The sequence below is a fragment of the Mycolicibacterium alvei genome (assembly GCF_010727325.1).
In the GTDB taxonomy this organism is placed as follows: domain Bacteria; phylum Actinomycetota; class Actinomycetes; order Mycobacteriales; family Mycobacteriaceae; genus Mycobacterium; species Mycobacterium alvei.
The window spans coordinates 222,351-236,641 of the sequence record NZ_AP022566.1 but is presented as its reverse complement, the minus strand read 5'-3'; the positions used below and the strand labels follow the sequence as shown (position 1 = coordinate 236,641).

The window sequence follows — 14,291 nt, the reverse complement described above, 5'->3', positions numbered from 1 at the left end:
GACCCACTCAGACTGCACAGGTGCCGGGCTACAGCAGCAACGGTGTGCATGAGACGACCCAACAGATCTCCATGCCCACCGTGAGCCGGCCCCCGGCCGTATCGGCGGCTCCTCCGCGGCAAGAGGCAGTGCCGGCTCCGCCGTTCCCTTCGGCACCGCAGGTCCAGATGCCGAACCCTCCGGCCCAACAGGCCTACCAGTATCAGCAGCCCCGCGCGGTGAACGCCAGCGTGGTCCCGTCCCGTGCTGCCGAATCCATGTCCCACGTCGCCGTGCGCGCGATGGCCAAGCTGCCACCCGAGAAGGGTTGGCGCCGTTGGCTTATGCTGCTTACCCGGATCAACCTGGGCTTGTCGCCTGACGAGACCTATGAGCGCGAGCTGCACGCCAAGATCCGCAAGATCGTTACCGACCCGCATGCCGCCGCCGCCAACTCGACCTACGAGGTCGCAGTGATGAGTCTTAAAGGGGGAGTGGGTAAGACAGCAATCACTGTGCTGCTTGGATCGGTTCTGGCTAAGGTGCGGGCCAATCCGGTGCTGGCCATCGATGCCAACCCGGACTCAGGAAACCTCGTTGATCGCTCCCGCAAGGAATCGGAACATTCGCTGGCTCAATTGGTGGCCGCAGGTAGGGAACTGAACTCCTACAACTCTGTTCGCGCTCACACGTCGATGAATGAGGCCAACCTAGAGGTGCTGGCTGCCCAGGACTACGTCGATGCCAAGCGGGAATTCAGTGGTGCGGACTGGCAGACGACCACCGCGATCGTCTCGCCGTACTACCCGATCCTGATCGCTGACTGCGGAACCGGGCTGTTCGGCAGCGCTGCCCAAGCCATCTTGGAATCGGTGTGGGGTTTGGTGATCGTCGCCGATACTTCGATCGACGGCGCCAAGAAGGCCGGCGAAACCCTCGACTGGATCCGGGCCAAGGGCCACCCGGGTCTGATCGCGCGCGCTGTGGTTGTCATTAACCACACCAAGCGGGGACGTGAGTCGGCCGATATCGATGAAGTCAAAGCGCAATTCGCCAAAGTTGTGGGGGAGGACCGTGTCTTCGAGATGCCTTTTGATCCTCACATCGATCAGGGCACCGAGATCAACTTGAGATTGGTCAACCGCACGGTGCTTCGTCGGATCACCGAAGTCGCTGCCCGCCTGTCGGACAACTTCGACAAGCCGCGCCGGCCCGATAAGAGCGTCGGCCCGTATCGCCGGCCTGACACCATCTTTGAACCGTCTCACCGCTGAGGGAGAGCACCGAGATCATGACCAGCTCGATCACCGCACTCACGACCAACATCTCGTTGATCACCGGTACGAAAACCACCGACGTCACGGTTCAGTCCGAGGTGCCGATCAAGGAGTGGATCGCCGACGTCGTCGACTTCGTCTCTTCGGTGCACCGCGGCGCCGACATCGGCTTCGATTTCGACGGTGACAGCGTGTGGACCTTGGCTCCCGTGGGTGCACCGCCCATCGAGCGCGCCCATAACCTCAACTCGGCCGGGATTGTCGACGGCGCTCTGGTCCAGCTGGTATCTGTCTCGCACACCGAGCGCTACCGGCCACTGGTGGAAGACGTCATCGACGGTGTGGCCGTGCTCAACCCGAACACGGCCTTCAATCGCGCAGACGTCACAAAATGGGTCAACGGCCTGATCCCCGTGGTCGGAGCGGGAGTCGCTGCTGCGGCGGTGGTCGGCTGGTCTGCGAACCCGGGTCAGCGCCTGTGGTGGGGGCCAGCCGTCTTGGTGCTTGCCGTAGCGCTCGGCGCCGCCGGAATGCACCTGTGGCGCCGCTACGACCAAGTCCACACGGCCGAAAGCCTTTTCGTGGCTACGACGATTCTGGCTGCCACCGGCGCGGCACTGACCGTCCCGCTTGCTCGCGACGCAACGTGGCTGGGTGCGCCCAACCTGGCCGGGGCGGGTTTCGCCCTGTTCGCGTGCGCGCTGTTTCTGCGCGGGGGTCCCTTGCGCCGGCACACGGTGACGACGACGGTGGCCACCGGTGGCCTCGTCGCCACCCTCATCGCCCTGTCGATGGGTTATGGGTGGCATCAATGGATCTGGCCTGCAGTGATCGCCCTTGGTTTGTTCCTGATCACCTCGGCAGCCAAGCTCACCGTGCTGTTCGCCCGGTTCACCTTGCCTCCGATACCTGCTGCCGGTGAGCCGGTCGATGTCGATGACCTGCTCGATCCCGTTATCGACTCGGCGGCAGAGGCCGCCAACGACCCCGGTAGGCAATCGTGGCGGGCCATCCTTGAATCGGTGCCGTCGTCCTCGGCGCGGCTCGTGGAGCGCTCAGCGTTGGCTCAGCAGCTGCTCACCGGGTTCGTGTGGGTCGGCTCAGCGACATTGGCGCTCGGAGCGGTCATGACTTTCCAGTCAGGCCACTTCCTCTGGCACAGCTCCATCGTGGCCGCGTTGTGCGCAGTGACCTCTGCTTTGAGGTCGCGGTTCTACGCCAACCGCCGGTGCGCCTGGGCGCTGCTTACAGCCTCAGCGGCCATCGCGATCGGCTGCGCCGCCAAACTCATCGCCTGGCACCCCGCCGATACGCCGGCTGTCACCGCGGGATTGCTCGCCGTGACCACAACAGTCATCGTCGGGATCGCCGCGACCCGCGACGTCAAGCGGATCAGCCCGATAACCAAGAAGACTCTCGAGCGCTTTGACGGCCTGACCATCGCGGCCATCGTGCCGCTGTTGTTCTGGGTCGCTGGTGTCTACGACCTCGTGCGCAACCTCGTGTTCTGACCCAATACAGCGGCCTGCCCACAGCAGGCTGGGGCTCTGGCCGCCGACGCTTCCCACACTCCGGGCGCCGGCGGCCAAATCCCTGTTGCGACTGACCCCTACCCGCACTGACGTGCGCATTATCGCCGATCCACCCCGGGGTCAAAGTCGGCAAAAAACGTGCGCGGTACCCCCTCTGCAGTCCAGTAGATTCAGCGCTATAGCCAGTAGCGCGTCCCTCTTTGACAGCACAGGAGGCCTGCAATGTGCCGTTCCCGCACCGAGGTCGGTGGTCCACGCCGATGCTCTGGGGACACCCGCGTGCAGCTCGCCCGCGCATCGTCCTTGGTTGCCACCCTCGAACGTGAGGAAACCGACCTGCTGCAGCGGCTCGACCAAGCAGGCGTGGGCGGAGGCGAGTCGCAGGCTCCCAACGCATTTGACGGTATGCCTGATCAGGCCACTGCGTCGGCGGTGAGCTTCGCTGACAAGACCACACGACTGGAAGACATCCGCTCCGAAATCGACACGGCCATCGACAATCTGGGCACTGCCCAGAACTGGGCTCAATGGCTGGAGTTCACCGAACGGTTCCACAACTACAGCCTCAACAACCAGCTGCTGATCGCGATGCAGAAGCCCGATGCGACACGAGTGGCCGGCTTCAACAAGTGGAAGGAACTCGGCCGCGACGTCAACAAGGGCGAGAAGGCCATCTGGGTGCTTGCACCCATGATCAAGAAGCGCACGAAGGACGACGGATCAGGCGAAGACGAGCGGGTGGTCATCGGCTTCAAATCGGTGCCTGTCTTCGACGTGTCGCAGACTTCCGGCAATCCGTTGCCGGAGCCGCCGGTCGTGTCCTACAGCCGCGACAGCGGCGTGGCGCCGCCACGTATGCACAGCGATCTGGAAGCCCAGGTCGTCGGACACGGGTACCGCGTCGAACGTCGCGACCTCGGCCCCGACGCGGCCGAAGGCTACACAGACGGCGTCAACAAGGTGGTCGTGATCAGCAATCGGTACAGCGACGCCCACCAGGCGCAGGTGTTGGCCCACGAACTCGCCCACATCGAGTTGGGTCACATGGGCAACACCAGCGACTATCACACCCGAGCTGGCGGTCAGAGGCCTCGCATGGAAGTCGAAGCAGAGAGCGTGGCCTACGTGGTCGGCCGGCGTTACGGGCTCTCACCGGGCCCCAGCTCGTTTGCCTACATCGATGGCTGGGCCCACGGCGACAAGGACAAGGTTCGTGGCACCGCAGAAGCGGTGGTCGCAGCGAGCAAGCGCATCCTCGATCGGATCACATCATGACCAACGCACACGACCCGTCCAACGCCGCCGGCCAACGCTGGTCGATCGAGGTCACCGACCCTGAGGATCCCAGTGTTGTCCACGTTTTCACTGGATCCACTGAAGAAGAGGCCGAGGCCGCCGCGGACGCGGCCCTCGGTGTTACCGACGCAAACGAACGCGAGCAGCAATGAGCATCGATACCTCCAGCCAGAACCGCGCCTTGTCTGACCGTGACGCGCTGCGTGCGCAGCAGCTCAAGGAGCTCATCGACGTTCGTCGGGCTCTGGCAGAAGCCCGCCGCCAGGAGAGGGCGGCCGCCGTGGAGTACGCCGCAACTCCAGACGGCGCGGCCGAGACTTACCGACGGTTCGAGTTGGCCTCCACAGAGTCTGAACGCGCTGAGTTGCAGGAGATTTACCTCGCCGGCCTCGACTTGGCTTCGCAGGAGTACATCCAACGCCAGGAGCGCGATGCCGCCAGTGCCCGCGATGGCGACCTGCAGGTCGTACCCGTTGGAGAGTTCACCGATCCGGTGTCACGCGTGCTGATCAGTCAGCGCGTCATGGCGACCTACCGCAGTGGGCCGGCGGCACTGAGCTCGGGCAGTGTCACTGTCAACTTGCTGATCCTGTTGCCAGACAGCGTGACCCGGCGTCGCACCCGGCTCAGCGCCCACGCGGATCTCGGCGTAATCACTGGCTCGCTGGCAGACATCATCACCACTGCCTGGCGAGACGCCAAGGCCCGGGCCCGCATCAGCGAGTTGGTTGGCGCAGCTGCCTCCAACGACCTGGCGGCCGCGATCGCGCAGCGTGCGACGGCGGTGCAGTCATGAGCGACCTAGCTTTTCGCCCGGCCGGGGAAGTGGAACTTCCGGCTGAGCGCGCCCAACGACGCGCAGCGGCACTCACCTCGTCAGTCTCGACGATGTTCCGGACGCTGGCCGAGATCTACCGGGATGAAGACTGGCGTCACCTTTCCGACCACGCTGGCGCGCCCTACACCACGTTCACTGGCTTCGTGCAGGACCATCTGGGTGTGGCGGGGTCGTACGCGCGTCGCTACCAGCAGGGGATCACTGGCCTGATCCTGCCGCTACAGGAACTGGCATTGCCGGGCACTCAGATTCCGGTCACGTCGGCGGATGTGGCTCGGCTTGGGCTGGCCGGCGCGCAGGCTGTCGTGGACCAGGCCCCCGCGGTGCTGGCCGATCTCACGGAAAGCAGTGAACAAACCACTGCGCTGCGGGAATTGATCGACCGGCTCGTGGCACAACCGCCAGCCGGTGCCACGCCGGCCGCTGACGTGCCAGCGCTTGGCAATTTGGTGCCGACAGAGATCCCTGAACAGTCATCGAACTTCACACCGACCAAGGAAGAGACCTCCAGTGCAGAGGTCGCCGGACCGCCGTGGTCCGACTCGACTGGCGACGAGGGTCCGCCCTGGGCTATCTCAACTCCGGAGGACGTCGACGCTGACGACGAACGATCGACAATCGCCGCCCCTCGGGCAGCGAACGCAGACACGGATTCCGAAGACACCGAGGACGTGGGCGGGAGTCACTCGCCACCAGATGATGAACCCGCGGCGGGGGAGTCAAGCTCGGGAGCTTCAGCGAATTCCAGCGAGCTCGCTGAAGCCATTGCTACGGTGCTGCGTTCTGACCCGGTCGCACTCGCCAGGACCGCTTCGCCTGCGATGCGCGAATCACTAGCCTCGAATGCTGTTGTCGCAGCGCAGAGGCTGTCTCGACTGGGTCAGTTGCTGCATTCTTTGACCCCGTCCCCCGGGCGGTCGCCGTCGTCCCTCAAAGTCGCCAACTAAGTGAAAGGAAGTTTGCTCTGTGAATTGCGCAAACACGAATCCGTTCATACTCTGGACCACAATGCGTGAATCCCGCAATATCTGCGGCGCGCTAAACCGAAATGGGGGTTGCTAACCATGATGCTGCGAGTCGACGAAGAAGGCCTGATGCAGTCGGGTACGCGGATGATTGAGAACGCCAGTCAAGGTGTCTCGCAGACCACCGCGACACTGATTCCGGCGACGACGATCATCCCAGCCGGCCTCGATGAGATCAGCGCCCTGGCGGCCATGGGTTTCAACACTCAGACTGCGGCTCTCAATGCGGTCAATGCCTTTGCGCAGATGCACATCGGCCTCTGGGGCGGTGCGCTCATCGAATCTGCCGGCGCCTACACGGGGACCGACGCCGCGGTCGCCACCACGGTGTGAGCGTCCGGGCATGGCAGTAGTCGACTGGTTCGCCTCGCCGCCGGAGGTCACCACAGGCAGATTGCAGGCGGGGCCACAGGCCGCACCGATGCTGGAGGCCGCAGCGGCCTACGAAGTCCAGGCCGCCAACTTTGCCACGCAGGCATCGGTAATGGCCTCAGCAATCAGCGAGACAGCCTCGCAATGGGAGGGCCTGGCATCGTTCCGTTCGGCCGCTGCAGCAGCCAAAATGCCCGTCTGGCTCTCTACCGCCGCTGTCATCGCCGCTGCCCGCGGAGCCGCGGCCACAATGCAGGCCGGCGCCTATGAGGCTGCTTTCGCCGCGGTTCCTCAGCTGCCCGACATCGCCGCCAACCACGTCACCCGCGCGGTGCTGTACTCCACAAACTTCCTTGGCATCAACACTGTGCCGATCGGGGTCAAGGAGTTCGACTATTTCGTGCGGATGACCCAGCAGGCTGGCAACGCAATGTTGGGCTACATGGCCGACACCGCTGCCAATGTCGCCTCGCTCAGCACGGTGATACCGCCTATGCCGATCGCGATGCCGGGTGCGGGGCTGACGTCCGTGTCCAACGCGGGACTGCTCAGCTTGACGGGCACGCCCGAGGCTGCCGGCCGCAACATGACCTTGGCGTTGAACACGGCCCAGTCGGTGATGTCCACGGTGCGTATGCAGGCGGCCGGAGCGGCCGCCTACGGTGGCGATGCCGAGCGCAAGGGCGAGTTCGGTGCGAATATGGCGCAGCTGGCGAGTGAGCAAGCAGCCCAACAAGTCACCCAGCAGGCCGCTCAGCAGTCGCCCGAGCAGGCCGCCCAGGCTGCTCAAATGGGGCCTCAGATGGCCACTCAGCTCATCTCGCAGGCTACCCAGGCGCCCCAGCAGCTGATGCAGGCACCTCAGCAGGCCATGCAGCTACCGCAGCAGCTGATGTCGCCGATGCAGCAATTCACCCAGATGTTTTCGGGGGGATTCGGTAAGGACTCCACGGGCGCCGACGTGTCTCAGGTGGGACTGTTCGACACCCAGCCCGAGTCCAACCACCCGCTCGCCGGGGGCACTGGCGCCCCAGTCGGCGGCGGCATGCTCACCGGCGGATCAGTTCCCGGAAGCGGCGGGGCACCGACGCGCACACCGCTTTTGGCCACGGTCACCGCTCCGCCCGCGGCTACGACCACCGCACCGGTGACCTCCAGCCCGTCGGCTGCGGCCAACCCCTCTGCTATGCGCGCAGGCGCTGCGCCAATGGGAATGGCGCCGATGGCCGGCACTCACGGCCAGAAATCCTCGGGGGGAACCGTCGAGGAGCTCGTTGCACCCGGCCCCTTGATGTTCGACGACGACGTCGATGACATCGACGACTGGTGATGGGAGCTAGTTGGTCAAAAAACTGCGAAATCGCCTCCAAATACACCGATACGATCAGTAAAACTCAACAACCACATGCGCACTACGCCTCACCAGCTTCTCCGGCGCTAACCGGGGGGAAGCCCACAACGAGAAGGGACACATCGATATGAGCCAACCGATGCATACAGACGAAGAGGGCATGGCCGCCGCCGCTTCGGATTACGACCGAATCTCCGGTGAACTCCAGGGTCGCCTGCGGGCCATCGAGGCCGAGGCCGACTCGCTCGTGCCCACCCTGCAGGGTCAGACCGGCACCGCCGCCCAGGCGTCGGCTGCCCGTTACAGCGAGGCCGCCAACGCCGAGATCGTGGAACTGACCTCGATCTCGGAGCGCATCCACTCCTCGGGTCTGCGCTACGGCGACACTGACTCCGACGGTTCCCACCTGGTCAACAACGCCTTCCCGGCGCGCTGACCCTAACCCCACAGCCACACCTCTTCAGAAAGGACCACAAACATGGCTGGAGCACCCGGCGGTCAGGTATGGAATTTCCCGGCAGTTCATGCTGCCGCGAGCGGTATCACCTCCCAGAGCGCGATGATCGACGGCCTGCACGCCGAAGGCAAGGCCACGCTTGCGCGACTCGCCGAACTCTGGGGCGGATCCGCCAACTCGGCCTACCTCGAACTGCAGAATCGGTGGGACACCCGCGCTGCGGAAACCAATCAGGCGCTGGTCTCGCTCGCCAAGTCGCTGCACAACGCGGCCGACGAGATGCAGACAACCGAGTCGTTCGTCCAGAGCCAGTTCTCCGGCTAAACGCCGGCCCCGCAGATGTCAGCCCGGTCGCCATATTCCCCGTGCGCGACCGGGCTGCTTCTGTCTCTGCTTCCCTGAACCATCCAATCGGCACAGAAGATGAACCCCTTTCTGTGCGCTGATACCTTCGCTTCACCCCCCCACAGACATCAAGGACCTGTCAGATGCTGGTTGGCTCGCACAACACTGAACCGCTCACCACGGCCGTGGACCTGACCCTCGACGGGCTCCTGGTACTCGCCGACAAATTCGGTGTTACCAACGACTTTCCCGTCGCCCTAGGTATCCAGAACAACATCTTTCACCTCGATGTGCGGGCCCAAGTGTGGGCGGCGGTCGCGGAGTCACTGACCGCACAGGAGATCCTTGACCACACAGGTGCCGTGCACCCTGGGGTCGCGGCCATGATCCAGACCGCCACCCGCGCGGAACGCACCCTGGAGGGCCGATGGTTCCGCACAGCCGGTGAAGGGTCCATGACCCGGTTCGCGATTTGCCGTCACGGCTCCGAACATGTGATCGTCGTTCGCGGCGGTGAAGGCGGCTATAAGGTCGTGCTGCAACGAATCTCCAGCCGAGTAGGGTTGGCCGGCATGCTGGAAACCATCATCGGCACAGTGGCTCCCGCGGCCATCACTTCACCGGTGATGGGACCGTCTTCCGAGATCTCCGCCGTCCAGGCGCCCGATGACCTCATCCGATTCGGCGCTGACCCACGATCAGCGGCTACCCTGCTCAACGCGGTGCGCAGCCCTGACTCCTGGGTGGAGATCGTCATGACCGAACGCCTCGACGGCGGCACCGTGAGCCGCCCGGAGGTTGCTGCCGGCGTCCTGGATAGCCCCATCGGACGCATCGTCTCCATTCCGAAGAACATCAACAGCACCCTCTACGCGTCCTTCACCGCAGGCACCCTCGACAATCTCAGCCGGGCACTATCCGAGCTCACCACGTTTCTCCCCTCGGGCACATGGATGCCCAACACCGCCCACGACGACGAACTGGACGAGGCATGACCGCCAACATCAGCGATCTCGACTACCTAGCCAGCGCCTACGCAGCCGCAGCCGGCGCGGAGAATCCTCAACTCGCCCTCGACCAATTCGCCGCGATCACCAACACTGACGAGTCCGCCTGCGATGCCTGGATAGGACGAATCAGCCGTGGCGACTATGACCGCACCACCCTTTTCCGCGCCTGGTTTTCACGACGCAACTTCGGTGTGCTCGCCGACGCCGCTGATCTGTCCGTGGTATCCCTGCAGGCATGGGTCCCGATCGGAGGCGAGTTCGCCAACCTCAGCGCACCCGTCATTTCTCCGGCCGTGCTCTCCGCCGGCTACGCCCTGTCTGAGGCGATCAACGCCAAAGCCTACGACGACGCACTTGAAGTGCTCGCAGACAACCAACCCAGCGATCTCATCGCCTGGGTCCGTGCAGTCATTTACGCCACCGGCACCCGATGGGACAAGGTGATCGAGGCTCTCAACGAACATGCTTGGAGAGAACCGATTTACGCGCAGTGCGCCGAAGTCCTGCATGGCGCCGCAGCCACCCATCTGGGCTTGTTCGCTGAAGCTGAACGCAGGCTCATCAACGCGCTGCAAGCTGAACACTCCAAGATCCCGTGCGCCCAGCACGGAGCCTGGTACCTCGCGATGGTTTACCGAGCGACCGGACGCGAAGAAGAAGCCATGGCCAAACTCGAATGGCTACACGCAAACTTCCCTTCGCCCAAAGTCGAAGCGGCACGCAAAGATCCCACCGTTCGACTGCCTGTTACGACCCGCGAGCGGATCGCCGAGCGTTCGAACCCGTGGCAAGACGAGGCCCAAGAAGGTGGCGGACCGATCATCCGCAAGGAACTGCTCGCTGACGCGACCGCCCAGCTGCAGCGTCAGATCGGCCTGGAAGGCGTCAAGGAGCAAATCGCCGATTACCGCGCCTCCGTCCAGATGGCGGCTGTTCGAGCCGCCAAGGGCCTCAAGGCCAAGCAGGGTTCGAGGCACATGATCTTCTCCGGTCCGCCCGGTACCGGCAAGACGACCATCGCTCACATCGTTGCCTTGAACCTGGCCGGTTTGGGTGTGATCCCAGAACCGAAAGTCGTCGTGGCCAACGGCCGTGCCGATCTGTGCGCAGAGTACGAAGGTCAAAGCGCCACAAAGACTTCCCGCCTTGTCGATCGCGCACTGGACGGCGTGCTGTTCATCGACGAGTTCTACACGGTCGTCCAGGACCGCGACGGCCGAGCCGATCCGTTCGGCAAGGAAGCCGTCGACACCCTGTTGGCGCGAATGGAGAACGAGCGCCACCGCTTGGTTGTCATCATCGCCGGGTACCCGACTGACATCGATCGCGCCCTCGAAACCAACGACGGACTTCCGTCGCGCTTCTCTGTGCGCATCGAATTCGACTCCTACACACCAGAAGAGATCGTGCAGATTGCTGAAGTCATTGCAGTCGACAGTGATTCGATCCTCACCAAAGAGGCCAGAGACGAACTACTGACCGCAGCTGGGCATCTCGCAGGTCAGCAGATCAACGGAAAGCCTGGGCTGGATCTGGCCGGCAACGGCCGCTACGCGCGCCAGATCGTGGAAGCCGGTGAGCTGGCCCGCGATCGGCGCCAGGCCGAGGTGCTCGATCCCGAGGAGCTGACAATCGAGGAATTGCAGGTCATCACCGGCGAGGACATGAAGGCCGCGGTCCGCTCTGTGCACGCCCGCCTGATGGGATCTGCATCGCGCTAAAACTGGCCTGAAAACTGGCTCAGGACAACATCATCGCCCGTTAGAGTCGAATCACGCGGGGGGCCACCTGGCGGCCCGAAAACCTCCTTCGCCGCCGCCACCCCCGCGCCTTAGACTTGGCGCCTTCAGAAAGGGCCGCGGGCACATGGCCGACGAGACATACCGCCGGAAAGCCATCAAGTTCCAGCAAGGATGGCAGGTCTTCGCGACCCTGGGCTCTGCAGCCGCTCAGATCTATCACGCGAAAATGACTGCGCCGCCGGAGATCATGGTGGGATCAGCGATAGCGCATATCGTTGCCCCAGTTGTCTTCGTGGCAGCTACCCATTCGGTGATTCTGCAGATCAGGGCCCGCCGGTATGGTCCCCAGTTCGTTCTCTCAGTCTTCGTAACGGTGTTCTTGGGGCTTGCCGCGTTCTGGCTGATGTTCTACTCGCTCAGGGAGCTGGCGATGATTCTCGGGATGCGGCCAGCATGGTTGTGGCCGGTCATCATCGACGCGTCGATCGCCGTCTCTACGCTCGGGCTGTGGTCACTGACCCACCGAAGTAGAGACGATGAGGAGCCTGAGGGGGATAAGCAGCCGCATCAGGTGCAGATCGACCGCGTCGGTGCCCTCGCCGCAGATCGCCCAGAGCTGGAAGCGTCCAGCGACGAACCCGAGACCCGGGTACCTCTTACTAAGACGCCTGCCACTCAGGTCCTCTCGGCGAGCCTTCCCCAGGCTCAGCGTGAGGAGCAGACCGCCCCGGCGGCACGCCATTTGACTCCTTCCACTTGGCAGCAGGACGCGGTCGACGATGAGCCGGCCGAGGCATCCTGGGAACCGGAGCGACGCACCGGCGCCGACAACGTCATCGCGCACGCTCGCCCTGCGCACCGTCATCTAACCGTCAGTGATGACATCGAGGCTTCCGGCTACGACTTCACTGAGTTCGCCCGCACGCTCGTCGAGAGCGGTCGCACGAAACAGTCGGTCAAACACGTCTGCCGGATACTGGACATGCACAAGGCCGGTTATGTGCCCCATGCCATTTCCGAGCGGACGGGGCTCAATCGGGGCACCGTCACCAACATCATCAACGTCAGCAAGGAACTGCTCAAAGACACCCCGCTGGCAATCTAAGGTCGTCAGACTCGGCCAAGGATCGGCGCTGACGTGTTGGTCCTATCGGGTGATGTCGGCAGGGTGCGCCGGCGCGGTGTACTGCGTCAGTGCGTCGCGGTATCGGTCGACGACCGCCATCAGCTGCTCGGCGCTGTTCTGAAATCCCGCGGTCGCCCGGCCGTAGCGGTCGGCCGCGTCCCGGTAACCTTCTGCGGCCTGGCGGTAGCCATCGGCAGCACCCACGGTCTCGGCGGCTGATTGGCGATACTGCTCGACAGCGTCGAGCATGTTGGCCTGGGCGGCCAGCAAGAGCTGGTTCGTCTCGTTCGCTGCGCTGAGTTGGATGCGCAGATCAAGGTTTTCAGCACGAAGCGCCTCGATGGTGGCACGCGCTGAGCTCGTCGAGTCATGATCGCCGCTCGCCGCGGCGTGCTGCGCAGACTGGGGGAGTTGGTCGACATACACCCACCAGCGTTTTTGTTTGGGCCCCTCGGTCGCACCGCCAGCGATATCGCCGTCTTCGATCATGCGCCGGACCGTGCGCACGTCGCGCTGCAGGATGCGGGCAGCTTCTCGGGCGCTGATCTTGGGCCGGCCGCGTTGCGGCCGATTCTCGATGCCCATAGTGATCCTTCGCACTGCCGAGGTGGTCGCCGCCATCTTATCGCGCCGCCAGCGCGCACCGAGGCACCTCTGGACTGCGAAAATGTTGCAATTGTGGACAGGCATGTCTTCTTTTCGGGCGACACGCCCACGCGGGTACCCGCGTTGCGCACGACGGCGTTCTACGATCGTCGAGAACGTTCACTTACCAGACATTTAGCGAGGTAGAGCCAGTGCAGACAGTGAGCATGGACGACACGATCGCAGTGAGGATGGTGAATTCCGGCACGCAGCCACGCCGCAAGAAGCGCAGCGGGTCAGAGACTCGGCAGCGCAACCGGCAGTGCAAGCTCAGCCTGCTCGACATCGAAGAGAAGGTGATGATGCGCAAGGCCGCCGAGGCCGGCTACTCGAATATTCAGCAGTACATCCTGGCTGAATTTGTGGCCCCTCAAGTCGAGGCCGCCGCCGCCTCATAAGTCACAGCACTCACAATTTGCGCGGGTACTCGCGCCGCGTGTCGGCGCGGGTACCCGCGTTTTTCGTGCGAACATCCCCTTGGTAACCATCCATACCAGGCAGGAGGTGTCCACGCCCCGACGTCGCCGCTCAGTGGCGTACTCACGCAGCGTCTCATCGCTGCACCTCGACTCACCGCGGATCGCACACACCGCGAGGACCGGCTGAATTACCCAGCCGCTTAAGCACTCTCAAATAGCGAACCACACGACAAAGGCCCCCGGCGGCAACCGAGGGCCTTTGTAAACCGAGGTCTCAGCTCGGTTGGTTGTGCTCGCGCACATTGCCCCAAGAAGGGACTGTCCCAATGACAGGTCTCACGATACTTCATGCCCGCGTCTGGAGCACTCCGCCGCGCCCGTGCGCCGCGGCGATACCGCCGACGCGAGTCTCTGCGCGCGCGGAACACACCACTACCTGCAGGTCATGCGCACTCCGCTGACCGCCGCTGTCGCGTGCGCCCGGCCTGCTGGCCGCCGTGCTGAGACCTGCCCGCCGGCGCGGTCGTCATCGTCCTCGATCGCACAGCTCTGCGGCGACGAGGCCCATCTGGTCACACCGGATCGAAAGGAGCGTGGCGACACACAACACCTGCTCGATCGCGAGATCTGAGAACAACTTCATCGGGAGCGCGTGCGCGATGTGAGAGAACCCCCGTGAGGGGGCCACTCACCAATTGCGGTCGTCCAGGGTGCCAGCCCTGAGACCTGCCAGCACGAGATCGAAGGCCATTCGCATCTCAGCTCCCCGATTCACGAGGAGAAATACCTTTGCCAGGTACTTCTGAGGCTACTTCCTACCCTGAAGTCGGACAGAATTCGGTCGCAGCTGGTCCGCCGAATAGGCATACTAGCTGCA

General features: G+C 63.8%; 15 protein-coding genes. 14 read left to right on the top strand and 1 reads right to left on the bottom strand.

Annotated elements, in window-relative coordinates; all coding sequences use genetic code 11:
• Positions 1-281: 281 nt before the first annotated feature.
• From G6N44_RS28720 to G6N44_RS28660, 13 genes are all read left to right on the top strand, one after another.
• Positions 282-1,253, top strand: coding sequence for a MinD/ParA family ATP-binding protein (locus G6N44_RS28720; protein WP_163670670.1), 972 nt, complete (start codon positions 282-284; stop codon positions 1,251-1,253).
• 17 nt (positions 1,254-1,270) lie between these two features.
• Positions 1,271-2,767, top strand: coding sequence for a type VII secretion integral membrane protein EccD (gene eccD / locus G6N44_RS28715; protein WP_064915413.1), 1,497 nt, complete (start codon positions 1,271-1,273; stop codon positions 2,765-2,767).
• 300 nt (positions 2,768-3,067) lie between these two features.
• The gene (locus G6N44_RS28710) at positions 3,068-4,063 is read left to right on the top strand and encodes an ArdC-like ssDNA-binding domain-containing protein (RefSeq protein WP_235683151.1); all 996 of its coding nucleotides are present in this window, start codon (positions 3,068-3,070) and stop codon (positions 4,061-4,063) included.
• Positions 4,060-4,236, top strand: coding sequence for a hypothetical protein (locus tag G6N44_RS28705; protein WP_163670668.1), 177 nt, complete (start codon positions 4,060-4,062; stop codon positions 4,234-4,236). Before G6N44_RS28710 ends, G6N44_RS28705 begins: the two co-directional genes overlap by 4 nt.
• Complete coding sequence (locus G6N44_RS28700; RefSeq protein ID WP_081285414.1) at positions 4,233-4,880, top strand: hypothetical protein; 648 nt, start codon at positions 4,233-4,235, stop codon at positions 4,878-4,880. Before G6N44_RS28705 ends, G6N44_RS28700 begins: the two co-directional genes overlap by 4 nt.
• Positions 4,881-4,972: 92 nt before the next feature.
• Positions 4,973-5,869, top strand: a complete 897-nt coding sequence (locus G6N44_RS28695; RefSeq protein ID WP_163670666.1) for a hypothetical protein — start codon at positions 4,973-4,975, stop codon at positions 5,867-5,869.
• Between the two features lie 117 nt (positions 5,870-5,986).
• Positions 5,987-6,280, top strand: coding sequence for a PE family protein (locus G6N44_RS28690; protein WP_064915410.1), 294 nt, complete (start codon positions 5,987-5,989; stop codon positions 6,278-6,280).
• A 10-nt stretch (positions 6,281-6,290) separates the two neighbouring features.
• Complete coding sequence (locus G6N44_RS28685; RefSeq protein ID WP_064915409.1) at positions 6,291-7,649, top strand: PPE domain-containing protein; 1,359 nt, start codon at positions 6,291-6,293, stop codon at positions 7,647-7,649.
• Between the two features lie 160 nt (positions 7,650-7,809).
• The gene (locus tag G6N44_RS28680; protein WP_081285416.1) at positions 7,810-8,106 is read left to right on the top strand and encodes a WXG100 family type VII secretion target; all 297 of its coding nucleotides are present in this window, start codon (positions 7,810-7,812) and stop codon (positions 8,104-8,106) included.
• Between the two features lie 42 nt (positions 8,107-8,148).
• A complete protein-coding gene (locus G6N44_RS28675; RefSeq protein ID WP_064915407.1) occupies positions 8,149-8,451 on the top strand; it encodes a WXG100 family type VII secretion target in 303 nt (100 codons plus the stop codon).
• Positions 8,452-8,615: 164 nt separating this feature from the next.
• Complete coding sequence (locus G6N44_RS28670) at positions 8,616-9,467, top strand: ESX secretion-associated protein EspG (RefSeq protein WP_064915406.1); 852 nt, start codon at positions 8,616-8,618, stop codon at positions 9,465-9,467.
• Positions 9,464-11,203: a type VII secretion AAA-ATPase EccA gene (eccA, locus tag G6N44_RS28665; RefSeq protein WP_064915405.1), complete on the top strand. Its 1,740-nt coding sequence runs from the start codon at positions 9,464-9,466 to the stop codon at positions 11,201-11,203. Before G6N44_RS28670 ends, eccA begins: the two co-directional genes overlap by 4 nt.
• Positions 11,204-11,348: 145 nt before the next feature.
• On the top strand, positions 11,349-12,329 hold the full coding sequence (locus tag G6N44_RS28660) for a DUF2637 domain-containing protein (protein ID WP_064915404.1): 981 nt from the start codon (positions 11,349-11,351) through the stop codon (positions 12,327-12,329).
• Positions 12,330-12,371: 42 nt separating this feature from the next.
• Here G6N44_RS28660 and G6N44_RS28655 read toward each other — a convergent pair whose 3' ends face one another.
• The gene (locus tag G6N44_RS28655; RefSeq protein ID WP_064915403.1) at positions 12,372-12,935 is read right to left on the bottom strand and encodes a hypothetical protein; all 564 of its coding nucleotides are present in this window, start codon (positions 12,933-12,935) and stop codon (positions 12,372-12,374) included.
• A 227-nt stretch (positions 12,936-13,162) separates the two neighbouring features.
• On the opposite strand from G6N44_RS28655, the gene G6N44_RS28650 reads away from it, so the two are divergent.
• A complete protein-coding gene (locus G6N44_RS28650) occupies positions 13,163-13,393 on the top strand; it encodes a hypothetical protein (protein WP_163670664.1) in 231 nt (76 codons plus the stop codon).
• Positions 13,394-14,291: the final 898 nt, after the last annotated feature.